Genomic DNA, 23,195 nt, shown 5'->3' on the forward strand with positions numbered 1-23,195 from the left:
TGCTTGTAATCGTCCCCGAAGCATCGCAGGGCACCAGACAGCCCCGCGATGCTGCTCCGTCCTGGATCAGTTACGGGCCGGGAAGATGCCTTCCAGGGCGATGATGAAGTTCATGCCCAGGTAAGGTGCTTGTACCGAAACAGGTATCGAACTGCCGCCCGCCACCACGTTCATTGGCGGAATGTTGGCATCGAACGGTTTCAGGGTGGTGCTGGCGGCGGCATCGGAGTAGATGCTCGCTGCCGCTCCCGAACCAGTGGTGTCGTAAGGTGTGGCCAGCACGCTGGCGGTGGTAGGCTCGGCGAGGTTGGCATTGGTGACCACCGCCGGGATGGCGACACTGGCTTTGCTGGCAGGAATCGCCACCGCGATGGCCGGCAGGTTCTGCGGCAGCAGGCTGACCTGGTTGGCCCCGGCCATTTCACCCTGGTCCACGGTCGGCAAGCCGGGCCCGGTACCCACGCCAACGGGCATGCGGCCGCGCAGGTCAGGCAGGCCGAACGTGGTCTGGCCGTTACCGCCGTAGGTGGTGCCCAGGATGGCGAACAGTGCGCTGTTCTGCGAGATGCTCAACAGCTGCCCTTGGCACTGTGCCCAGCCACGCGGCGCGAAATTGCCCGCAAACATCCTGATCTCACCGAGGAATGGCTCACTCATTTTCCGATCTCCTATGACTACGCTATAGAGCGGGCCACACAGCCCCGCGGAATATGACGCGCATCGTCAGGCAGGCCTGTCGACGTGAAAAACTGCGAGCGCCGGCCGGCGCATCTCCAGATACAAGCCGTTGTCGCCAACCACTTCGAAACCGTTGCGCTGGTACAGGCGCAGCGCCGGATTGTCCAAGGTCACGTGCAGGCCGACGCTGAGGCCCTGTCGATCGGCCTGTGCCAACCACTGTCGGATCAACCCGGTGCCGATGCCCCGGCCTCGCCAGGCGGGCATCAAGGCAGTGTCGATGATTTGCAGATGGCTGTCGGTCCACAGCAGGTAGGCGCGGCCGATCGCTTCACCCGCGGTTTCGATGATCGAGAAACCGGCGTCGGCAAAGTGAGTCTGGTAATGGGCGTGCTGGGCCTGGAACTGTTGGTCGAGAAACGTATCGATGGCGGCCTGATCCCATGGCAGCATGGCCATTTCGCCAGCCCGGGTGGTGCCATAGAGGGTACGCAGGAACGCCTGGTCGGCGTCGGTGATGGGGCGCAGGTGTACTTCGGAACTGGCCATGGTGTCGCTTCCTTGCAATAGTCAGCCCCTGGGGAGGCGCGCACATCCTGTGGATTACCCTGCACATCGGAAGTAGCGTAGCCGAATACCGCGGCAAATCGCCACCATTACGGCAGGGCCGCCATGCATTTTTATCAAACAGTTGTTCGAGGGTTCACCAGGCCTGCGCCTGCGCCTGGCTCAAACGCAGGTCTTCCAGGGCGTTGTACGGCTCCATGGCCCATCGGCGCACCCCCTCGCGCACCTCTTCGCTGGCCTCCTGACGTTTGCGCTGGCTGTCGGCGCTGAAGTTCATCGCCGGTTGCTTGGCATCGAAGGCTGCCACCTCGCGCAAGGTTTGCTCAACGCCGGGTGCCAGCCCTAGCAGCGGACCAAGCCGGCCCCAGGTCGCATCGGGTAATTCGTTGTAGTTGACCGCAATACCGCCATGCTGTCGGCACAACGCCAGCCCGGCACTGAGGATTTCGCCGACCATCCTGCAGGTGTATTCCACCACGCCCATGGCTCCGGCCTGCGGCAACAGCACATCGAAAGCCGACGGCCCAAGCAGGCCCGGGACCCGTTGCATGCCTGCCTGGCGCAACTGCGAGGCGACAATCTCCAGCGGGTCGCGGTACAGGAACAGCCGTGGCACCTGCGGGTACAACACCGCCAGCACGGGAGCCTCGAACACGTTCCAGGCATCGAGCTTGACCAGCAACTGGCGCTCATCGCCCCGTCGGCGCTGGCCGTAGGCGGACAACAACGCTTGTAGCGCCGCGTCCTGCCAGGCTGCGGCAGCGGCATCCTGCAACGGTGCGCGTAACAGACCGTCCAGTGGGGGTGGCTCGGACAGCACGATGTTGTGCGTCTGGCTGGCCAACAACTGCGCCACCAGGGTCGAGCCACAACGCGAAGCGTGGAACAGCAAGGCCGATGGTGCCAGGCCCGGGCTGCGTGCGTGCCAGTCAAGCAGCGCCTGAATATCGCTGTCGCGGCGTAGCGCCTGGTTGAACGGCAGGCGCAGGGCCAGGTCGACCTCATCCCGGAAAAACGGCTTGCTCAGGTGACGCGCACCGAACCAGCACCAGTCTACCCGCCAGTCGCCGTCCCTGCGCCACAGGCGGATGGGCAGCCAACCATGGAAATCAGCTGTGGAATTCAGGCTCGCCATTGCTCGCTCCATGCTTGCCGGCCCAAGCGCATGGCGCTGAGCACTTCTGCCTCGGAAAACGCCAGCCCCAGGGCTGCGCCCAGGCTGATGGCCTCAGCCACGAAGGCCTGGGGCTGTTCATGAGCCTGCAGGCGAGCGGCCAGTGCCGGGTCTTGCGCCACGTGTTGGCGAAAATGCTCGAAGGCCTGCCCTGCCCTGCCCAGGCACAAGCTTGGGGTCTGTGCACGGCCGTTTTCGATCAGGCTTGCCAGCCACGGGTCAGGCAGGCAATCGAGCACCAGGTGAATACGCTCACCAGGCCCCGGATTGTCTACCCGGTGTGGTCGTGACAGGTCGATGAACCAGCACTCGCCTGGGCGCATGGGTATCTGCAGGCCATCGACCAGAAATTCCACGCCAGCAGGGCTCAGCAACGGGATATGCAAGCGCAGGCAGCCGCCTGGCCGGCCCAGGTCCGGGTCACGGTGCTCATGGATGCGCGCGCCCGCTCCCAGGCGCAGCAGACGAGCAGCGCGCAGCGAACTGGCAAACGGCGCGAGCAAGGCCTGCCAGGCCGCTTCTGCCTGCCACCAGGGCAACCGCAGGGCTGCGCCCTGCCCGGGAGCGAGCGGCACAACGGCATCTTCAGCGGCCACCAGGGCCACGCCGCTCCAGTCGCCCTGATGGTAGCCGCTGTTGAAGTGCGGCTGCCAGGCATCGCTGGCTACCCGTTGCAATGCCGCCAGCACTGCCGGCAGGTCGACGGCCAGGTCGAGGCGAGCACAAAGCGGCAAAAGCAGTTCGGGCATGGGCGCTCCTTCAGCTGAACAGTCTAGAAACCACTCTCACGCACGCCCAGCGCTGCCAACCGGCGCCAGGCTGCCCCCAGCAACGACTCGCGGGCGCCATCGAGCACCACCACTCCACGCAGCGGCTGGACAACGTCGGCGGTTGCTGTCATTGGGCTCAGCCATACACCGTATTGCGCGTGCAGCGGTTCCGCACGCTGTTGGTTGTCGCGGCGCACGGCAATCGGTCCGTGGCGATCAGAGGCCAAGGCTTCCAGTTCCAGGTAAGTCGCCCCGGTGGCATCTACCTGTTCCAGGCGCACTGGCACTGCTGTACGCAATGGGTCATCGGCAATGAAACGGCCTTCGATGCCCGCCGCCACTCGCCACAACTCGGCCTCGGCCAGGTAACCACGCAAACGCACCCCGGGCTCGACGATACGCCCCAGGGCTTGGGCGGTATCCAGCCATTGCCCGGCCGCCAGCCCGGCCGCCAGGTCGCGCACCACCCCGTCGTAAGGGGCGCGCAGCAGCAGTCGTTGACGCTGTGCAGCCAGGCCACGGAACTCCGCCACCGCCTCGGCCAGTTGCTGCTCGAGCACACCCGCGTCGCCGGCGGTGGCACTGCGCCCGGACTGCCGGCGCAGCAACAACTGGAGAATCTGGATTTCACGGCGAACGATGGCCTGGCGCGAATCCAGGTCGGGCGATTCCAGCTCCAGCAGCAATTGGCCCTGGCTGACCTGTTGGCCATCCTGCACCAGCAAACGCTTCACGCGCGCCGCCAGCGGGGCGTGCAAGGCACTCACGCGGGACGCTTCAAGCATTGCCGGCACTTCCACCGCTCCACGCCACGGCACTACCAGCAGCGCCAGCAGCAGCAACAACCCAAGGCCACTGCGCAAGGCCTTGTGCGGCTGGGCCTGGCCGCGCCGCTGCCACCACTGCTGCAGCTCCTTGCACACTGGCAGGCCGATGAACCACGCCAGTTCGACCAGCATCAGGAAAATGCCCAGCAGCTTGAAAAACAGGTGGTACACCGCCAGGGCGATACCGAAGAACAGCACTGCACGCCACAACCAGGCACCATAACCCCACACCAGCAGGCGCTTGTGCATGCCTTCGGGCCAAGGCTCGGGTTTTGCGTCGCCGTAGCCGAACAGCGCCTCGCGCAGGCGCCAGCGGCACAGGGCGAAGGCGCGTTGCTGCAGGTTCTCGACGCCCCACAGGTCACTGACCAGGAAATAACCGTCGAACCGCATGAACGGGTTGAGGTTGACCAGCAAGGTAGTGAGCCAGGTGGCGCTGGCGAGCATGAACGCTGCCGTGCGCAGCGGTCCATCAGGCAGCAGCGACCAGGCCAGCAGGGCCAGCACCGCCAGGACCAGTTCGGCGAAGATGCCCCCGGCATCGATCAGCAGCCGCGAGCGCCGATCATTTACCCGCCAGGCATCACTGACGTCGGTATAGAACATCGGCAGCATCACCATGAAGGCCAACCCCATGCTCTGCACCCGACAGCCGGCCCGCTTGGCCATATAGGCATGGCCGAACTCGTGGCAAAGCTTGGCAAAGGCCAGGGCCAGGCCGAAGACAAGCATGCCGCCCAGGCTGAACAGGTGCGGGAAGGTGGCGATGAAACGCGACCAGTCGCGGGCCATCAGGAATAGGCCGAGTACCAGCAACGCGGGCAGACCAAAGCGCAACAGCCAGCCGGCATGGCGTTCGAGCACTGGCCAAGTGCGATTGAGGAAAGCGTCCGGACGCCACAACGGGATACGGAAGAACAAGTACTGGTGCAGCGCCTTCTTCCAGACGCTCTGCCGGGTGGCCGCGGCTTTACTGGCGTAGCTTTGACGCTGGTCGGCATCCTGCGCGCTCAGCAGGTCATGTTGAGCAAGGAACCCTCGCAGGGTGTCCAGCTCGTCGACTTGCAGTCGCGCGCCTGGTTCGGCATTGGCCGCCGCCAGTACCTGCTGCGGATCGCCCAGGCCCCAGTGGTGCAACAAGCGCACCGCGGCTGCGCCGAGCTTGAAATAACGACCGCGCAGCGGGTCGGCCAAGGTCCATTGCGCTGAACCGTCCAGCGCCGGGGCCGCCGGCGACAGTTGCAGGTCGGCTCGCAGGGCGGGCAGCATCACCAGCCCAACCCTTGGCGCACGGCCGCCAGCGGACGGCGCAGCAGGTAATAGGCCAGCGGCGCACGCTCGCCATACAGCTTGGCGGTGCCGCGCAGGCCGATGCGTGGCGGCGCCTCGACGAACGCCGCATCCAACCGGTAGGCCAACTGCCCGGCAGCGGTAGCCTGGGCTTCGTAGGCGGCACGCTCGAGCTGCGCAGGGTGCCGGTGCAATGGATCGCTGTCCAGGAACAGCGCCACCTCGGCCCCCGGTTGCAGGGCAATGGCGTCGCCCACCGGCAACTCCATGCGCAGCTCGGCCTTGACGGGATCGGCCAGTTGCAGCAGGCGCTCGCCGGTCTGCACCGGCTTGCCGGTCCAGCGCTGGGCATCGGCGAACACGGCAATGCCATCCCGCTCGGCGCGCACTTCGCTGCGCGCCAGCAACTGGCGTGCGTAGTCGAGCTCGGCGCGCTTCTGCTCCACCCGTGCAGCCAGCAGGTCGAGGCGCGCACTGGAGTCAGCATCGGAGAATGCGCGCTGAGTGCTGGCTTTGAGCTCGGCCTCGGCAACCCCCAAGGTACGCTCGGCGACATCCGCCTGCGCCTTGAGCGAGGTATCGTCGAAACGCACCAGCAGCTCACCGGCGGTCACCGTCTGGTTGGGTTTGACCAGAAACTCGGCAATGACTCCGTCCAGCGGCGCAGCCACCACCCGGCCACCGCGCGGCACCACCTCGGCGGGCGCCAGCACCGACTGACGTACCGGTATGCACAGCACCACCACGGCCACCGCCAGAAGCGCCAGCAGGCGCCGTCGTGGCCAGCGCAGGCGCCAGGGGCGCGCCGGGCGCAAGGCCTGCCAGGCATGGCCGTAGGTCTCTGCCAGGTGAACCAGCAGGGCCTGCTCGGCAGCGTTGAAGGGGTTATCGCGTGCCAGCCACAGGCCGCCGAAGGTTTGCCCTTCACGGTTGTGCAATGGCAGCCAGAAGGCCTGCGCAGCAGACAAGGCCTGCCAGTCGTCGCGCACCTGCGCATCGAGTATCGCCGGGTTGACCGCTGCGGCGGCATCAGCAGCACCAGCGGCCTGCAACTGCCTGGCGGCGCGCTCGACAAAGGCCACGAACGGCGCATTGCTCTCCACCACACTGATACCGGTCAGGGCCCGGACCTTGCCTTCGATCAACAGCGCGGCATGGCGAAAGCCGAACAGCGCCTGGCCATCATTGACCATGGCATAGGCCAACTGCTCGCTGCTGGCAGCCTGGCGAGCCTGCCGTTCCAGCCCCAGAAACCGGGCGAAGGCATGCTCAGCCATGCCGTTGGCGGCGGCCGTCATGGTTGTGCCGGGAAGATGGCCGTACCGCTCATGCCCGCCAACAGCCCTTGGGCGTCTCGCGGCAGTTCGCCGATCAGCAGCAGGGTCTGGCTGCCTTCGTCGATCCGCGCGCCCACGCGCTTGACCTGCGCCTGCAGCGGTCGGCCGGTTTCATCCGGGGTGAACTGGAAGGGTTGGCCGGGCTTGAGACGTGCCAGCCAGTTCGACGGCACCAACAGCTGGATCTCCAGCGAGCGGTTGTCCACCACTTCCAGCAACGGCGCCCCGCTGGGTACGCTTTCGTGTGGCTGGGCACGGCGTTGCACCACACGGCCATCGAACGGTGCATTGACCACGCAGCGCCTGACCTGCACCTGATACACCTGCGCTTCGGCCTGGGCTTGGGCCTGCCTGGCTTCGGCCAGGGAGACCTCGTACCGGCCGACCGACTTGAGGGCGGCCAGTTGCCGATTGTGCTCGAGTTCTTCGCGGGAAGCGCGTACTGCCGCCTGGGCGGCGTTGAGCTGGGCCTGGTAAGCAGCGCAATCGAAGCGCGCCAGGGTGCTGCCCTTCTTGAAGTCTTCGCCTTCTGCATAGGGCATCTCGACGATGCGCCCGGCCAGTTCACTGGCCAGCACTGCGTGATCGCGGGCGCGCAGCACGCCACGGGCGTTTTGCCCAGTGCCTGCATCGCTGCGCGCTGGCGTGTCCAGCAATGGGTCGCCTGGTGCTTCACTGGCAACCGCCAATGGCAACTGCAACACAGCCAAGGCCAGGGCCAGGCGGATGGCAGGACGCATGGTGCACACTCCTTGTGAACTCGGTGGCCGGAGTGTACGACAAAGATGATGGCACGGATATATCACCGTATCCGGCGCCGACCTGCAGCCCAAGTCAAGCGAGCGCAGCCATCAGGCTCCATCAGGGTCTACCCCCTCGCCAGCAGTCATCAGCTGCATCAGCGCCCGGTTTTCCACCGGCCGACTAAGCAGGTAACCCTGCACCTCATGGCACTGGTCGTCACAAAGCAAGGCCAGCTGTTCTGCGGTCTCAACGCCCTCGGCGGTGACGGTCATGCCCATCGCGTTGCCCAAGTTGATGATAGCTTGCACCACGCTGCGATCACTGCTGCTGGTGCCCAACGACTGGACGAAGCGCTTGTCGATCTTGATGCTGTCGAACGGGTAGGTGCGCAAATAGCCCAGGGAAGAGTAGCCCGTGCCGAAGTCATCCATGTTCAGACGTACCCCCAGCTCCTTCAATGCATTCATGGTCTGCAGAGCACCTTCCACGTCATTGAGCATGACGTTCTCGGTAATCTCCAGCTCCAGGCGATGGGCAGGCAGGCCCGTGTGCCGGAGCGCTTCAGCCACGTCCCGCACCACGTCGCTGCGGCTGAACTGCGCTGGCGACATGTTGACCGAGACCAGGATGTCCAGCGGCCAGCCACGCGCCAGCGTGCAAGCCTCCTGGAGCACCCAGTTGCCCAGTTGCACGATCAGGTCGGACTCCTCGGCCAGGGCAATGAAGCGGTCTGGCCGCAGCAAGCCGAGCCGTGGGTGTTGCCAGCGCACCAGCGCCTCGGCTGACGCCACCGTCACCCCGTCCACCTTGTAGCGCGGCTGGAAATGCAAGCGCAGTTCACCTCGGGCGATGCCCTCGCGCAGTTCACGCTCCAGCTCGCGCTTTTCCAGCAATGCCGAGTTCAACTGTGCCGAGAAGTAGCGCCAGGTATGCTTGCCGGCCTGTTTTGCGCTGTACAAGGCGACATCGGCATAACGGATCAGGTCGCTGGGCGAACCAGAGTACTCTGCGGACAACACCACCCCGAGGCTGACCCCAACCTGTACCTTGTGTCGTTCGAGGCTGATCGGGCGCTTGAGGTTTTCGATGACCCGCGCGCAGAAGCGGTCCATTTCATCATGTTTGCCTGGCCGGGCCAGGACGATGACGAACTCGTCACCGCCCAGGCGTGCCACCAGGTCGGTGTCGCGGGTCACCTGCCCTAGCCGACGCGCCACTTCGATCAGCACGGCGTCCCCGGCGGGGTGGCCGAGGCTGTCATTGATCGGCTTGAAATTGTCCAGGTCGAGCATCAGCAAGGCCAACTCCCCTACCCCGGCATCCTCGAGAAAGCGGAACAGTTTGTTGCGATTGGGCAGGCCGGTGAGCGCATCGTGTAACGACAGGTGCTGGACCTGCGCATGGGCCGCCACTTCGTCGGTGATGTCCGTGCAGGTACCGCGGAAACCCTGGCAAACCTTGTGTTCGATAATGGCCTTGGCGGCAACCCGGCACTCTCGCCGTTGCTCGTGAAGATCGCGGTACTGGCAACGCAGGCTGCCCGTCGACTCGCTGCCCGCCAGGCCGTGCAGCCAGGTCTCGACCTGCCCGGTAGCGCAGTCGAACAGATCGCTGATGGGGCGTTGCATCCAGCGCTCCAGGGGGTGCCCGGTCAGTTCGGTGAAACGCGGTGAGAGATAGGTCAGGTTCTGCTGCGCATCGGTTTCCCAGATCCAGTCCGAGGCGGCTTCGGCCACCGCCTTGAAGCGCGCTTCACTGGCTTGCAGGGCGGCTTTCGAGGTGGCCAGCGCGTAGTGGCTGCGGTCCATGCTGGTACTGGCGCGCATGGCGTAGCGAGCGCACAGGGCCATGACCAGGGCGATGATCAGTAATGCCAGGGCCAGGGGCAACAATACCGTCTCGAGCAGGTCGGTCCCGGGCTGTTCGATCTGCCAGGTCAGCGCGTAGCCGCTGTCCTCCAGCGGCAAACGCCCCTGGTCTGCCTGCAGCTGAGGCGCGGCCACGACGGCAAAGCCTGACAGCCCCGCAGAGCGGCCCAGTTGCCCGAGCACCTTCGGCTTGAGTAACCGCACGAAGACCAGTACTGCGCCAGCGTTCGGCAGGGAGGGTCGCGCCGACGGCGGGCGGATGACTGCTGCGGTGAACAGCGCCGGTTGGCCGTTGAACACCAGGTAGCCGGAGGCAGCCTGGTCCTCCTGCGTCATCGCCTGCCGAGCCCGTTGCAGAACCTGGGCGCGGCTGCCGCTGTAGTCTTCGAAGCCCTGTTCGCTGAGGCGCCCTTCAAGCATCGCGTAGGGGGTGCCGTCATCATCCAGGACGAACACGCCTTCATAGCCGTCGGTGCTGTAGAGCGTCTCGCCCAGGTTATCCTCGTCGTAGGCCCAGTGCCGGTCCACACGGCCCGCCAGGTGCTCGTAGGCGGCCTGCCACACGGCATACGAAACCAGGTAGTTGCGTTCGCTCTTGTGCAATTGAGTGAGTGCCGACTCGGCGTGAAAACGGCTCTGTGTTCGCTCGCGCGCGTCAAGGGACTCGGCGATGCGGTACAAGGAAACCAGGCCCAGTAGCAATATCAGCAACAGCAGGCTGGAAAAGACCAGCGTCAACTGCCGAACCACCTGACTGCGTGACGAATTACTGCCGAAGGTTGCATCCATTCAGTGGGCGCCTTTTGCCGGACTCCAGAGAATGGACTGCCAGCGATTGGCACCGATCGATCCGGCCGACGACCGGGCGACCAACCCCTGCAGCCCTGCAGACTCGAACGAACCTCAAAGTACCCGTTTGATCAACGGCTCCAACCGGCTAAAGCGTAGCCGACGCAGCAACTTGCGTACTTCCTTCGGGTGCTCGGCCTTGACGCCCAGCGCCTGCGCCGGGTCGATCCGCGGCGCATGCCGACGCAGTTCGCCCAACTCGGCCTCCCGAGGCGCCTGCCATTGGCCTTGCGGGTCATCGATCAGCAGACCGTTCTCCAGGTCCAGGTTGAAACCGCGTGGGTTCAGGTTATTACCGGTCAGCATCGAATAGCGTTGGTCGACCCACACCCCCTTGGCATGGAAGGTATGCCCCGGGTCATGCCAGATCCGCACCTGCAACTGGCCGCTGGCAATCGCGGCCTGCCGGCGCCGGGCAAAGGTGCGCAGGTTGTCTTCATACAGGTAAGGCAAGGCACCACTGGCACTGAACGGTTCGCCAGGTGCGATATAGAAGTCGTTGGCCGTACGGTCGCCGACAATCAGCTCCACCCGCACGCCCCGCTCCAATGCAGCATCGAGCTCACGCATCAACACCCGTGGCGGGTTGAAATACGGCGTGCTGATGATGACCTGGGTACGCGCCACCGCCAGCAAGGCGCACAGCGCCCGGTTCAGCGGGTTGCCACGGCCTACGCCGAGCAGAGGAATGACCCGCAGGCCTTGCCCCGCCTCGTCGGCCGGTGCCTCGTACTTCATGCGCCGCAGCCGCGCACGCAGGCGCCGGATATCACCGCGCAGGCTGCGGGTGGCAGGCGGCGCCGGCAGGTCCAGGCGTGGCGTGGCGGTGTGGTGCAGCAGGCGCCGGACCAGGTCGACCATGGCATCGGCCAGCGCTGGCGCGTGGAACAGGTGGTAACGGTCCAGGCGGTAGCGGTCGAAGCGGTGCAGGTAGACGTTGTTCAGGCTGGCGCCGGTGTAGATCACGCAGTCGTCGATGATGCTGCCCTTCAGGTGCAGCACCCCGAACAGCTCGCGGGTCTGCACCGGCACGCCATGGATCACGATATCCAGCCCGTGCTGCTGGCGCTGGGCCTGATACCAGGCGGCGTTACCCGGCTGGCGGCCGGCCCCCAGCAGGCCGCGCCGGGCGCGGAACCAGTCGACCACGATGGTGATCTCCAGGCCCGGCCGTGCAGCCTTGGCCTGGTACAACGCGTCCAGCACCTCCTGGCCGGCCTCGTCTTGCTGCAGGTACAGCGCGACGATGACGATGCGCCGGCTTGCGCTGCGGATCTGCTCGAGCAGGCAGGCGCGGTAGGCCTTGGCGTCGGGCAGCACCCTAATCGACTCGGGCGCCATGGCGTAGCCTGGCAAGCCTGCCAGCAGGGTTTCGGGGTTCACTGACGCTCACCTTCTCTGTGCAATCACTGTCGTGCATCAGCTTGCACAGGAACATCGCAATGGTCCAGCCCCGACGCGGTAGAGGGCGCCAGGCGCCCTCCGCCGCAGCACCGTTACTGCAAGTCGAAGCGGTCCAGCTCCATGACCTTCTCCCAGGCGGCCACGAAGTCGCGGACGAACTTGTCGCCGCCATCACTGCTGCCATACACCTCGCTCAGCGCCCGCAACTGGGCATGCGAGCCAAACACCAGGTCGACCCGGCTGGCGCTCCACTTCAGCTGCCCGGTCTTGCGGTCACGGCCTTCGAAAGCCTCGTTGTCGGCCGAGGTCGCCTTCCATTCCACGCCCATGTCCAGCAGGTTGCGGAAGAAGTCGTTGCTCAGGGTGCCGACCTTGTCAGTGAACACACCCTGCTGGTTGCCGCCATGGTTGGCGCCAAGCACACGCAGGCCGCCGATCAGTACGGTCAACTCCGGGGCGGTAAGGGTCAGCAGTTGGGCCTTGTCCAGTAGCAGCTTTTCAGCCTTGACGCTGTAGCGGGCCTTGGTGAAGTTACGGAAGCCATCGGCCAGCGGTTCCAGCACAGCGAACGACTCGACGTCGGTCTGCGCCTGCGAGGCATCGGTACGCCCCGGGCGGAAGGCCACGCTGACGTCGTGCCCGGCATCCCTGGCAGCCTTTTCCACTGCAGCAGCGCCGGCGAGGACAATCAGGTCGGCCAGGGAAATTTTCTTGCCACCGGCATTGAACTCGGCCTGGATCTTCTCCAGCGCCGCCAGCACCTTGTCGGTGCCCTGGTTCGCCGGCCAGTCCTTCTGCGGTGCCAGGCGCAGGCGACCACCGTTGGCCCCGCCACGCTTGTCCGAGCCGCGAAAGGTCGACGCCGCCGCCCACGCGGTGGCCACCAGCTCGCCAACGCTCAGGCCCGCCGCCAGCACCTTGGCCTTCAGCGCAGCAATGTCCTGCTCGCCCACCAGCGGGTGGTCGACTTTGGGAATCGGGTCTTGCCACAGCAGCTCTTCGTTGGGCATTTCCGGGCCCAGGTAGCGTGCCAGCGGCCCCATGTCACGGTGGATCAGCTTGTACCAGGCGCGGGCGAACGCGTCCGCCAGCTGGTCGGGGTTGTCTTTGAAGCGACGGGCGATCGGCTCGTAGATCGGGTCGAAGCGCAGCGCCAGGTCGGAGGTGAGCATGGACGGCGCGTGGCGCTTGGCCGGGTCGTGGGCATCGGGCACAGTGCCTGCCCCTTTGCCGTCTTTTGGCCGCCACTGGTGCGCGCCTGCCGGGCTCTTGGTCAGCTCCCAGTCGAAGTTGAACAGGTTGTTGAGGTATTCGTTGCTCCACTGGGTGGGGGTCGAAGTCCAGGTGACTTCCAGGCCGCTGGTGATGGTATCGCCACCCTTGCCGCTGCCGAACTTGTTGGCCCAGCCCAACCCCTGCAGTTCCAGGCCTGCTGCCTCCGGCTCGGGGCCGACGTTGTCGGCAGGGCCGGCACCGTGGGTCTTGCCGAAGGCGTGGCCGCCGGCAATCAGGGCCACAGTTTCTTCATCGTTCATGGCCATGCGACCGAAGGTTTCGCGGATATCGCGGCCCGAAGCCACCGGGTCGGGGTTACCGTCCGGGCCTTCCGGGTTCACATAGATCAGGCCCATCTGCACCGCGGCCAACGGGTTTTCCAGGTTGCGTTCGCCACTCAGCGCGCGGCTTTGCTCCTCTGGGTGCTTCGCTGGTTCGGCGACCAGGTCACCCTGGCCCGGCGGTTGGGCCTTGACCTGTTCCTTGCCATAACGAAGGTCGCCCCCCAGCCAGACCTTTTCCGCCCCCCAGTACACATCTTCATCCGGCTCCCACACATCGGCGCGGCCGCCGGAAAAGCCGAAGGTCTTGAAGCCCATGGACTCGAGGGCGACGTTGCCGGTGAGCACGATCAGGTCGGCCCAGGAGATCTTGTTGCCGTATTTCTGCTTGATCGGCCACAGCAGGCGCCGGGCCTTGTCCAGGCTGACGTTGTCCGGCCAGCTGTTGAGTGGGGCGAAGCGCTGCTGGCCCGAACCTGCACCACCCCGGCCATCGCCGATGCGGTAGGTGCCCGCACTGTGCCAGGCCATGCGGATGAACAGCGGCCCATAATGGCCGAAGTCGGCGGGCCACCAGTCCTGGGAGTCGGTCATCAAGGCGGTCAGGTCTTTTTTCAGGGCCTGGAAGTCGAGGCTCTTGAACGCCTTGGCGTAATCGAAACCCGGGTCCATCGGGTCGGACTTGGAGGAATGCTGGTGGAGAATTCTCAGGTTGAGCTGGTCAGGCCACCAGTCACGGTTGCTGGTGCCGCCACCTGCGGTTTGATGGAACGGGCATTTCGATGCGTTCGACATCTGCGTGTACCTTCGGGTCGTTTATCCAGATTTCCGGTCTGTGCCAGGTGTTCTTTCAGCCGGGCGCGTGCGCCCGTGCTACCCCTCATCAGGTCTGTACGAGGGCCTGCGAAACTGCCACGGCAAGCGCCGGCGGTCTTGCACGCAAGTGCTGACACAGCGCCCGCTCGCGCAATTGGCGAAGCCAGAGAAAAGACTAGCCGAGCCTGGGCAGAGATCTAATAGAGTGACTGTTAGGGGCTGATAGGCTGGCTCTGTCAGCTTGCAGGTTCGCCGGCTCCGGGCCACAAGGAGCCGCCCTGGCAACTCGAACCCACGGAGCGCTGCGTGTTCTGTATGGTTAGCGGCCAGGGCAAAGCTGATTTCCGGAGACAAGCATGCTGCGTATTTTTGAACGATGGCTCGACCCCTTCCCCCCCGACGAGGTACCACCGCCACCGGTGGGCCTGCTGCGCTTCATGTGGGCCTGCACCCGCGGCGCGCGCGGCTACATTCTGGCACTGGCCTTGCTCAGCGCCGCGGTGTCAGTCTACGAAGCCTGGCTGTTCGCCTTCCTCGGCCAGGTGGTCGACCTGCTTGCGGCCTGGCAGGCCGGTGATGCCGCAAGCCCCCAGGAAAGCCACGTACTGTGGGGGATCGGCATCGTCCTGGTGACCAGCGTCGGGCTGGTGGCACTGCGCACGATGGTCCAGCACCAGGTCCTGGCGATCAATTTGCCGTTGCGCCTGCGCTGGGATTTCCACCGGCTGATGCTGCGCCAGAGCCTGTCGTTCTTTTCCGACGAGTTCTCCGGCCGGGTCACCACCAAGGTGATGCAGACGGCGCTGGCGGTGCGTGAAGTGCTGTTTACCGTCATCGAGATCCTGCCCGGCATCGGCGTGTATTTCATCGCGATCATCGCCCTGGCCGGTGGCTTTGCCCTGAAGCTGATGTTGCCGTTCATTGCCTGGGTGCTGCTGTTCGGGCTGGCCATGCTGTATTTCGTACCGCGCCTGGGTAAGGTCGGGGAGGAACAGGCCCATGCGCGATCGTCGATGACCGGGCGGGTGTCGGACGCCTACACCAACATCACCACGGTCAAGCTGTTCTCGCATTCGAAACGGGAAGCGCACTTCGCGCGCGCCGCCATGGAGGATTTCAAGCACACCGGCTTTCGCCAGATGCGCCTGGTCAGCCAGTTCGAGATCGTCAACCAGGCACTGGTGGTGGGGCTGATCCTCGGCGCAGGCGGCTATGCCCTGTGGCTGTGGCACCAGGGCCAGGTCGGCACCGGCGCGGTGGCGGCGATCACCGCCATGGCCTTGCGCATCAACGGCATGTCGCACTGGATCATGTGGCAGATGACCTCGCTGTTCGAGAACATCGGCACCGTGCAGGACGGCATGGCCACCCTGACCCGCGGCCCCAAGGTGCAGGACGCGCCGGATGCCGGCGAACTGGTGACCCGCGGCGGCGCGGTGACCTTCGACAAGGTCAGCTTCAACTACAACGGCGAGCGCCAGGTACTGAACGACCTGAGCCTGCACATCCAGCCTGGCGAGAAGGTCGGGCTGGTCGGCCGCTCGGGTGCCGGCAAATCCACGCTGATCAACCTGCTGCTGCGCTTCTACGACGTGGACAGTGGCGAAATCCGCATCGACGGGCAGAACATCGCCCGGGTCACCCAGGACAGCCTGCGCAGCGCCATCGGCATGGTCACCCAGGACACCTCGCTGCTGCACCGCTCGATTCGCGACAACATCGCCTATGGCCGCCCCGATGCGAGCGAGGCGCAGATCCGCGCCGCCGCAGTCAACGCACAGGCCGATGGTTTCATCAGCCAGCTCAGCGACCGCCAGGGCCACAGCGGTTACGACACCCTGGTGGGCGAGCGCGGCATCAAGCTGTCCGGCGGCCAGCGCCAGCGCATCGCCATTGCCCGGGTGATGCTGAAGAACGCGCCGATCCTGTTGCTGGACGAAGCCACCAGCGCGCTGGATTCGGAAGTCGAAGTGGCCATCCAGGAAAGCCTGGATGAAATGATGCAGGGCAAGACCGTCATCGCCATCGCCCACCGGTTGTCGACCATTGCCGCCATGGACCGGCTGATCGTCATGGATGAAGGGCGCATCATCGAGCAAGGTACCCATGCGCAGTTGCTGGCGAAAAACGGGACGTATGCACGCTTGTGGCAGCACCAGAGCGGCGGCTTCCTGGGTGAGGATCAAGGCGTGGCCGAGGCGGTGGAATAGGCGCAAGGCAGGTGGCGCGGTGGATGGCACCCTATGCTGGATCCGCAGCCTAACCAAACACCTGCGAAGGCCGGCGCAGCACCGGGACGAACGGGTTGATCCGCTCGCCTCTAACGCCACACGGCCGCCGATATCCCCGGTGAAGGTACGAATCGGGTATGGCCCTTCACTGCGGTCCAGGCAGAATGCGCACGGCCAGCAACGACCAGCCGGAGCTGGCGCAGAAGCTTGCAGAATTCCTGCTCAGCCCCAAGCGCAGGCGCCGGCCCTGGAGCTGGATGACCAGATCCCGTCCAACCCCAACACGCCGACCAAGCTGGTCCCGGGCAGCCTGGGCACCTTTGCCGGGCTGCGTACAGACGCCTCGGCCCGCGCGTTGGACCACGCGGCCCAGCCGGTACTCGGGCTGTATGCGGTGGGTAATGACATGGGCAGCGTGACGGGCGGGTACTACCCGAGTGGCGGCATCACGCTCGGGCCGGGCATGACCTTTGGCTACCTGGCTGGTAGAGCCTTGAGCGGCTTGCAGGCGCAAGACGAACGGGTCGGCTCCTGATCATAAAGCCTGCCCATCCGGCCCTCCCGCCTGCGCTACGTTCACTGGCTGCTGTAGCAGACCTCGTGGTAACTGGAAGCCTTTGAATGGTTGCTGGGTAATGGGATTGAAGGCTTTTTCCGCGTTCAGCCGATAGCGCATCACCCCATCACCGGTCCGGAAGCTGAGATCCACGCTGGTGGCAGTGCGCCCATTGAGCGAGCCGCGGCTGAGCAGGCGGAACAGCGACCACGGGCCGTGGTAACCCAGGCTACTGCTGTTGCCGTTTTGCCTGAGCAAGGTCAGGTTGCTGCGCACCTGCTGCCCCAGGGTATTGGGCCAGACGATACCGGTGATTTGACTCGGACCGTGGGTGTAGGCGATCAACTGACCGTCCAGGTCCAGCAGGCTCGTACGCTGGTTGGCGCTCAGCCCCAATGGCTCGATGCTGAACTGCACGCTCAGGTTTCCGCGTTGATCGAAGAACGTTTCGCGGATGCGATTCGCCAGCGCCAGCTGTTCGAGCACATCGCTGCGGATCAGCGACTGCTGCTGCCCGGCTCGCAGGGCTTCGAGGTTGTCATCGAGGAACAGCTTCAGGTACTGGTCATGGAATTGCTGCAGCCGCCCCTTTGGCCCGAAGAACGCTTCGAAATCCTCCAGGGAAGCGTCAGGTGCCCTCACCACGAAGGGGTATCGCCCTGCCAATCGCTGCTGGAAGAAACTGTAGACGTCAGCATCCCAGCGGCGCTCCAGCTCAAGCAATGCTTGAATGTTCAGCACCTGCGCAGTCTGCTCCGCGACCTTTCCGAGTTGGTGGTTGAGCGGCTCCGGCAGGCCTGTCGCCAGCCGCTGCAAGGTGCCGATCGGGTCGTGCCCGGTCATCGAAAAGCGCTGACGCACAGCCTGCAGAGCCGCCTTGCCCCGATCGGGACTGTCCTGTACCGCCTTGGCGTAGGCGTGAACCGCGGTCAGCGCAGCAAGGGTTTCCTCATAGCCGCTCGGCTTGTCGCCTGTCGCCTGCAACATGCCGCTGAGCCCGGCGAATGCGCGCTGGATGGCCAAGGTCTGCTGCTGTTCAGCGGCGCGGCCAGCTGGCTGCAGAACAGCTGTCTCGCCTGGCACCTCCTCGCCTGCTGGCGACCACAGCGTGGTGTTGTCCTTCACTGTATCCAGCAGTCGCTGCAGCGGTGCCGCAGGCCCGGTCATTTGCTCGAGAACTGCGACTGCATGCTCCAGATCACGGAAGTCCACCAGCGAAAACGCGGCCAGCGCCCGCCGCCAGCTATCAATGTAATCGCTGCTGTACAGGCTGCGTACGCGAGCAACAAGCGCGTCCCGATCGGCATCGGAATAATCGAGTTGGCCGCGCTCGCCCAGCGCCCACTGGTCGATCATCGCCATTTCGACGAACCGCTGGCCGAGCGGTGCAACGTACGCCTGGAAACCTTTGGCGGTGAGCATCGGCGCAATCACGAAGCCAGCATCATCGCGCATGGAAGCGGAAGCCGGCCGATAGACCACATCGAAGGCTGGCCCGACCTGGTAACGCAGGTCCAGGCCCTGGTGCAGCTGTTCCTCAGCGCGCTGCTTGAGGCCCGCATAGATTCGCTCCGGCAGGGGCAATTTGCGCAGGGCCTGCTGTACTTCGGCAACGCGTTGCTGGTACTGGGGCAGGTCGGCGTCGGCATAAGCCAAGGCGTATTGCAGGTGTCGCATGAGCTCGCGCTGCAGTTGCCCCTGGCCCGGGAAGGCTTGCTGCCACCGCTGGGCCATCCACTCCTCGACCCATTCGGGGCGGCGGTTCTGGCGATCCTCAAGCATTCGGTAAACCCTGAGCGCGGCCATCTGCTGCTCACTGCCAGGGGGCGCGGCGCTCATCGCGTCGACTACACCACTGGCCAATGCCGGCAGGAAGCGCCTGCCGAGCAGGCTCAGATAGGCCTCATCGACCCGAGGCCCGATCGCGCGCCCCTGATAGAGGCCCGCATCGGCTACACTTGGCCATGCAGTGCGATAGTCGCCGAACACCGCCACTGCATCGCGGATCTGGTCCAGCGGCTCCAGCAGGTTGCGCCCGGTCGGGTCAAGATGCTGGTCCAGTTGCCGGTGGCTGTACTCCTCGCTCTTGGCGAGTACGCTGGCAGCCTTGGCAGCATTGCTATCGAAGTAACGCTGCCAGCTGGCGACAACGATACAGAACGCCAGCATGCCTACTGCGGAACCCACGCGGAACAACTGGCGCTTGCTGCGAGCCACCCTGGCGTTGTCGCCAGCGAGACCGACCTCGCGGTAGATGACGCGCCTGAAACCGGACGATTGCAATCGAACTGACCACTACCGTACGGGTGAAACCCAACTTCCTCGGCTTGCTGACATCCAGCGTCGGCGGTGGTTTGAACGCCGGGATGCTGTGGTTCAACGTGTTATCGCCGAATTCCGTGCACTCGAACACCTGCTCGCCGCCAAGAAGTCCGAACTCTCTTTCATAAAAATCGATCCGCACCTCAAGCGCGAATTCGAGTTCGAAGGCAAACTCCGCGACCTGCTCGCCGAATACCAATTCGGCTTATCGGATATATTGGCAATCAGAGGGATCGAGGACGAAGATAGCAAACATTCATGGTCGCCCCCTTTACCACTCCGCCGCTTCAGGGCACGGCAAAGCAAGTACTACAGAAACCCGTACACCGGTGAGATGGTAGAAGCGAAGAGCACGTTAAACAAAACACTGCAATTGTGGATGCAACAGTACGGCCGCGAGGAGGTGAAACGCTGGGCAACTGTGTGGTACCGCCACCCTGGCGCCAACCCATGCTCTGCCCTGCCGATACTTTTCCGACCTGCGGTGCCGAGTAACGACGGCCCCGTCTCCTTCGGCATGGTCCGAACCACCGCCTCGCCCACAGACCACCGCAACCGTTCGGTAACCGAACACTAGCCTCTCCCTTGAATTGACGCTGCCGCCTTCACTGCCCACCATGCATCGGCCTTGCATGTCCCCTGCCTGGGACTGGCGACCTACCCGTAGCACCGCAGCTGAATACAATTTCAAGAACGAGCAGTTTATGAACCACTCCAGGACCACTCCCGCCGCCCCTCGGACGCCCCAGGGTTCGATCGGCGACAAGCTTCGCGGCGCCTTCGCCGTCGGCAAGACCCGCTGGGGCATGCTTGCCCTGGTATTCTTCGCCACCACCCTGAACTACATCGACCGTGCCGCGCTGGGCATCATGCAGCCAATCCTGGCCAAGGAAATGAGCTGGACGGCGATGGACTACGCCAACATCAACTTCTGGTTCCAGGTCGGCTACGCCATCGGTTTCCTGCTGCAGGGCCGGCTGATCGACAGGGTCGGGGTCAAACGCGCGTTCTTCTTCGCCGTGCTGCTATGGAGCCTGGCCACCGGCGCCCATGGCCTGGCCACGTCGGCCGCCGGTTTCATGGTCTGCCGCTTCATCCTCGGCCTGACCGAGGCAGCCAACTACCCGGCCTGTGTGAAGACCGTGCGCCTGTGGTTCCCGGCGGGGGAGCGCGCCATCGCCACCGGCCTGTTCAATGCCGGTACCAACGTCGGCGCCATGGTCACCCCGGCCCTGCTGCCGCTGATCCTGGCGGTGTGGGGCTGGCAGGCCGCGTTCATCGCCATGGGTAGCCTGGGCCTGGTGTGGGTGGTGCTGTGGGTGCTGAAGTACTACAACCCGGAAGACCATCCCCGCGTGCGCCAGAGCGAGGTGGAATACATCCAGCAGGGCGATACCGCCGAGCCAAACCGCGTGCCGTTCAGCCGCATTCTGCGCCTGCGTGGCACCTGGGCCTTCGCGGTGGCCTATGCGATTACCGCGCCGGTGTTCTGGTTCTATCTGTACTGGTTGCCACCGTTCCTCAACCAACAGTACAGCCTGGGTATCAACGTGACCCAGATGGGTATCCCGCTGATCATCATCTGGCTGACAGCGGACTTCGGCAGCATCGGCGGCGGCGTCCTGTCGTCCTGGCTGATCGGGCGCGGCATGCGCGCCACCACGGCGCGCCTGGTGTCGATGCTGATCTTCGCCTGCACCATGCTCAGCGTTACCTTCGCCGCCAATGCCAGTGGCCTGTGGGTCGCGGTGGTCGCCATCTCGCTGGCAGTGGGCGCGCACCAGGCGTGGACGGCCAATATCTGGAGCCTGGTGATGGACTACACACCCCGGCACCTGGTGAGTACGGTGTTCGGCTTTGGCAGCATGTGCGCGGCGATTGGCGGCATGTTCATGACCCAGATCGTCGGCAGCGTACTGACCGCCACAAACAACAACTATGCGGTGTTGTTCACCCTGATTCCGGCCATGTACTTCCTGGCGCTGGTGTGGATGTACTTCATGGCGCCGCGCAAGGTCGAGCACGCCTAGGCGCGCTGCCACTTACCTCTACGGGGCCCCTTGCGGGCCTTTTTTTGTTCAGGCCGCAATGGGCAATGCCTGCACCGGCCCCGCCGTCGCCAAGCCGGCTCCTGCCGCACAGCAGCTGGCTTGCCGGCGAACAGGTTTCGGTCAGACCTTGGCCAGCACCGCCATGGCTTTCTCCAGTGCCATGCGCGCACGCTGTTCCCCACTGATGCCCTGCGCCAGCAGCTGCCGCGTGGGAATTTCCAGGCTCAGCGGTACGTTCGGCGGCAAGGCGCGCAGCAGGCCGACCAGGTCGGCATCGCCTTCGCCGGGGAAACGCCGCTCATTGCGTGCCTGGCGCAGGATTTCGTCCATGTCGGCCGGCACCGGGCCAGCGACGTCGCACAACTGGGCGTAGCGCATGCGCTGCGGCGCCAGCTGCACCAGGTCGTGCAACGAACAGCTGGAGCGGTTGAAGTGGAACGCATCCACCAGCACGCAGCCGTTGCCGCGGTCGGCATTGGCTACCACCCGCATGGCCTGGCGCAAGTCACGTACATCGGTCCAGGGCATGAACTCCAGGTGCGGATGAATACCGTAGTCCGCCGCCAGGTCGCACAGCGCGGCGAAACGCTCGGTCAGTCGTGCCTCGTCCGCATCGTTGCCAGCCACCAGAAGTTCTGTGCCACCCAGTTCGGCGCCCACGGCCAGAATCGGCTCGAAACTGGCCACACTGGTGTCCGCCTTCAGGCGCAGGATTTCCAGGTCGAGCACCTTGATACCCGTGTCGCGCAGACGCGCCTGGGTCTTGCGGCGCAGGTCACCATCGGCCACCAGCGGAAAATGCTGCTCCTGCTCGGTGGCAGGTACCAGGCGCAGGCCAACATGGCTGTAGCCGGCGCGGGCTGCGGCTTCAACCATGGCGGGTGGGGACAGTTCGAGAACGGTCAGCGCCGCCAGGGAGAACATTCGATCAGTCATCAGTTGTCACCAGTCGATGAAGGGCGCATTCAGGCGACCTGTTCGGGCGCACAGGCCCGGCCGCTGTACGCTGCCTTGCGAATCGCTTCGATCAAGGCCAGGGTGCGGCCACCGTCGGCCGCGTCGATCAGCGGCGCCTGCTCGCCCCGGGCAACCCGCACGAAGTGCTGCAACTGCAGGGTCAGTGCTTCGCCTGCGGGAATGGTTTCCTCGCTGTGCAGCAATGGCGTGTGCCAGCCCGCGCCTGCCTCAGCGTAGTGCCAGCGCTTGAGCTGGGGAATGCTCAGCGCGCCCCGGGTACCGGCGAGCAAGTAGCATGGCTGGCCCTCCTGACGCGGGTACACCGGGCTTTCGCCAGAATCCAGTTCCCAGCTCCAGGGCGCGGCTACCGCGTCGGAGCCGGTCAGGCTGCCCAACGCCCCATTGGCGAACTGCAGCAACACCGCTGCGCTGTCTTCGTTGGCATACCCGCGCACATCGTTGCGGGTGAAGGCCTGTACCTGCTCCACCTCGCCGCACAGGTAGCGCAGCAGGTCCAGATCATGGATCAGGTTGGTCAGCAGGAAACCGGCACCCGGCTCGCGGCGCCATGGGGTGTCGAAGTAGCTGTCGGGCTTTTGCAATTGCCACAGCGCGGTAACGTTGATCAAGCGGCCCAGCTTGCCGTCGGTAATTACCTGGCGAGCCTGGTTGATCAGCGGGTTGTGCCGACGGTGATGGCCGACCAGTACCGGCACATTGCGCCGACGCGAGGCCTCGACCAGCGCGCGTACTTCATCCAGGTGCACACCCACCGGTTTTTCCACCAGCACGGGGATGCCGGCCTCGATGCAGTCCAGCGCAGTGGCGACGTGCAGGTTGTTCGGGTTGGCGACGATCACGGCCTCGGGACGCGCGCTTTCCAGCATGCGCCGATGGTCGGCAAAACATGGCACGCCGCATTCGGCGGCAAAGGTCTCGGCCTGCGAGCCCGGATCGGCCACGGCACACAGGCGGGCTTGCGGCACAGTGAACAGATGCCGGTAATGCTGCCGGCCCATGATGCCAGCGCCGATCAAGGCGATACGAAGGGGTGCGTTCAACAGCCTGTCCTCTTGTGATTGTTGTATTGAGGATTCCGGAACCAGGTTCCACAATCTGCGTTAAACAATCTAGAACCAGGTTCTGCTTTTAAGAAGTACAAGCACCACAAACTGTGCGGTTATCGACCAGAAATGCG

General features: G+C 64.8%; 15 protein-coding genes and 3 pseudogenes. 4 read left to right on the forward strand and 14 right to left on the reverse strand.

All coding sequences use genetic code 11. The features are described from left to right. Positions 1-66: 66 nt before the first annotated feature. The 10 genes from JKP78_RS03645 to katG form a co-directional block, all read right to left on the reverse strand. Entirely contained in the window at positions 67-657 is a 591-nt protein-coding gene (locus tag JKP78_RS03645; RefSeq protein WP_186684725.1) for a phage tail protein, read from the reverse strand. Between the two features lie 66 nt (positions 658-723). After that, on the reverse strand, positions 724-1,227 hold the full coding sequence (locus tag JKP78_RS03650) for a GNAT family N-acetyltransferase (RefSeq protein WP_200626075.1): 504 nt from the start codon (positions 1,225-1,227) through the stop codon (positions 724-726). 154 nt (positions 1,228-1,381) lie between these two features. Next, positions 1,382-2,380, reverse strand: a complete 999-nt coding sequence (locus tag JKP78_RS03655; RefSeq protein ID WP_186684723.1) for a sulfotransferase family protein — start codon at positions 2,378-2,380, stop codon at positions 1,382-1,384. Further along, a complete protein-coding gene (locus tag JKP78_RS03660; RefSeq protein WP_186684722.1) occupies positions 2,368-3,168 on the reverse strand; it encodes an aspartyl/asparaginyl beta-hydroxylase domain-containing protein in 801 nt (266 codons plus the stop codon). The genes JKP78_RS03655 and JKP78_RS03660 overlap by 13 nt, the downstream gene beginning before the upstream one ends. Positions 3,169-3,191: 23 nt before the next feature. Next, the gene (locus tag JKP78_RS03665; protein WP_200626076.1) at positions 3,192-5,288 is read right to left on the reverse strand and encodes an HlyD family efflux transporter periplasmic adaptor subunit; all 2,097 of its coding nucleotides are present in this window, start codon (positions 5,286-5,288) and stop codon (positions 3,192-3,194) included. After that, positions 5,285-6,604, reverse strand: coding sequence for an efflux RND transporter periplasmic adaptor subunit (locus tag JKP78_RS03670; RefSeq protein ID WP_200626077.1), 1,320 nt, complete (start codon positions 6,602-6,604; stop codon positions 5,285-5,287). Before JKP78_RS03670 ends, JKP78_RS03665 begins: the two co-directional genes overlap by 4 nt. After that, positions 6,601-7,383, reverse strand: a complete 783-nt coding sequence (locus JKP78_RS03675) for an efflux RND transporter periplasmic adaptor subunit (RefSeq protein WP_200626078.1) — start codon at positions 7,381-7,383, stop codon at positions 6,601-6,603. The genes JKP78_RS03670 and JKP78_RS03675 overlap by 4 nt, the downstream gene beginning before the upstream one ends. 111 nt (positions 7,384-7,494) lie before the next feature. Then, the gene (locus JKP78_RS03680; RefSeq protein ID WP_200626079.1) at positions 7,495-10,044 is read right to left on the reverse strand and encodes a bifunctional diguanylate cyclase/phosphodiesterase; all 2,550 of its coding nucleotides are present in this window, start codon (positions 10,042-10,044) and stop codon (positions 7,495-7,497) included. A 114-nt stretch (positions 10,045-10,158) separates the two neighbouring features. Next, complete coding sequence (pssA, locus tag JKP78_RS03685; protein ID WP_200626080.1) at positions 10,159-11,487, reverse strand: CDP-diacylglycerol--serine O-phosphatidyltransferase; 1,329 nt, start codon at positions 11,485-11,487, stop codon at positions 10,159-10,161. Between the two features lie 113 nt (positions 11,488-11,600). Continuing rightward, entirely contained in the window at positions 11,601-13,859 is a 2,259-nt protein-coding gene (gene katG, locus JKP78_RS03690; protein ID WP_200626081.1) for a catalase/peroxidase HPI, read from the reverse strand. A 377-nt stretch (positions 13,860-14,236) separates the two neighbouring features. Here katG and JKP78_RS03695 point away from each other — a divergent pair, with 377 nt between their 5' ends. After that, positions 14,237-16,090 carry an ABC transporter ATP-binding protein gene (locus tag JKP78_RS03695; RefSeq protein ID WP_200626082.1) on the forward strand — a complete coding sequence of 618 codons (1,854 nt, stop codon included), beginning with the start codon at positions 14,237-14,239 and terminating at the stop codon, positions 16,088-16,090. A gap of 111 nt (positions 16,091-16,201) precedes the next feature. Here the strand turns inward: JKP78_RS03695 and JKP78_RS03700 are convergent. Continuing rightward, a pseudogene (locus JKP78_RS03700) lies at positions 16,202-16,279 on the reverse strand (IclR family transcriptional regulator); the annotation flags it as partial. A 133-nt stretch (positions 16,280-16,412) separates the two neighbouring features. Here JKP78_RS03700 and JKP78_RS03710 point away from each other — a divergent pair. After that, positions 16,413-16,646: pseudogene (locus tag JKP78_RS03710) on the forward strand (FAD-binding protein); the annotation flags it as partial. Here the strand turns inward: JKP78_RS03710 and tssM are convergent. Continuing rightward, positions 16,647-18,935, reverse strand: a pseudogene (gene tssM, locus JKP78_RS03715) (type VI secretion system membrane subunit TssM); the annotation flags it as partial. Between the two features lie 103 nt (positions 18,936-19,038). On the opposite strand from tssM, the gene JKP78_RS25015 reads away from it, so the two are divergent. Together JKP78_RS25015 and JKP78_RS03725 are read left to right on the forward strand one after the other, a co-directional pair. After that, positions 19,039-19,566 carry a histone-like nucleoid-structuring protein, MvaT/MvaU family gene (locus tag JKP78_RS25015; RefSeq protein ID WP_420831054.1) on the forward strand — a complete coding sequence of 176 codons (528 nt, stop codon included), beginning with the start codon at positions 19,039-19,041 and terminating at the stop codon, positions 19,564-19,566. A 127-nt stretch (positions 19,567-19,693) separates the two neighbouring features. Beyond that, a complete protein-coding gene (locus JKP78_RS03725; RefSeq protein WP_186684714.1) occupies positions 19,694-21,019 on the forward strand; it encodes an MFS transporter in 1,326 nt (441 codons plus the stop codon). Positions 21,020-21,160: 141 nt separating this feature from the next. Here JKP78_RS03725 and JKP78_RS03730 read toward each other — a convergent pair whose 3' ends face one another. Then, entirely contained in the window at positions 21,161-21,976 is an 816-nt protein-coding gene (locus JKP78_RS03730) for a sugar phosphate isomerase/epimerase family protein (protein ID WP_186684712.1), read from the reverse strand. 29 nt (positions 21,977-22,005) lie between these two features. Then, positions 22,006-23,058, reverse strand: a complete 1,053-nt coding sequence (locus JKP78_RS03735) for a Gfo/Idh/MocA family protein (RefSeq protein WP_186684710.1) — start codon at positions 23,056-23,058, stop codon at positions 22,006-22,008. Between the last annotated feature and the right edge of the window lie 137 nt (positions 23,059-23,195).

The organism is Pseudomonas sp. LAM2023, from assembly GCF_016620375.1.
Lineage (GTDB): Bacteria > Pseudomonadota > Gammaproteobacteria > Pseudomonadales > Pseudomonadaceae > Aquipseudomonas > Aquipseudomonas anuradhapurensis.

Excerpts from the sequence above, each read along its gene's own strand:
- JKP78_RS03645 (WP_186684725.1), bottom strand. The coding sequence starts at position 657 with ATGAGTGAGCCATTCCTCGGTGAGATCAGGATGTTTGCGGGCAATTTC.
- JKP78_RS03680 (WP_200626079.1), bottom strand. The coding sequence starts at position 10,044 with ATGGATGCAACCTTCGGCAGTAATTCGTCACGCAGTCAGGTGGTTCGG.
- JKP78_RS03695 (WP_200626082.1), top strand. The coding sequence starts at position 14,237 with ATGCTGCGTATTTTTGAACGATGGCTCGACCCCTTCCCCCCCGACGAG.
- JKP78_RS03725 (WP_186684714.1), top strand. The coding sequence starts at position 19,694 with ATGAACCACTCCAGGACCACTCCCGCCGCCCCTCGGACGCCCCAGGGT.
- JKP78_RS03675 (WP_200626078.1), bottom strand. The coding sequence starts at position 7,383 with ATGCGTCCTGCCATCCGCCTGGCCCTGGCCTTGGCTGTGTTGCAGTTG.
- JKP78_RS03730 (WP_186684712.1), bottom strand. The coding sequence starts at position 21,976 with ATGACTGATCGAATGTTCTCCCTGGCGGCGCTGACCGTTCTCGAACTG.
- JKP78_RS03670 (WP_200626077.1), bottom strand. The coding sequence starts at position 6,604 with ATGACGGCCGCCGCCAACGGCATGGCTGAGCATGCCTTCGCCCGGTTT.
- JKP78_RS03650 (WP_200626075.1), bottom strand. The coding sequence starts at position 1,227 with ATGGCCAGTTCCGAAGTACACCTGCGCCCCATCACCGACGCCGACCAG.
- JKP78_RS03655 (WP_186684723.1), bottom strand. The coding sequence starts at position 2,380 with ATGGCGAGCCTGAATTCCACAGCTGATTTCCATGGTTGGCTGCCCATC.
- JKP78_RS03660 (WP_186684722.1), bottom strand. The coding sequence starts at position 3,168 with ATGCCCGAACTGCTTTTGCCGCTTTGTGCTCGCCTCGACCTGGCCGTC.
- katG (WP_200626081.1), bottom strand. The coding sequence starts at position 13,859 with ATGTCGAACGCATCGAAATGCCCGTTCCATCAAACCGCAGGTGGCGGC.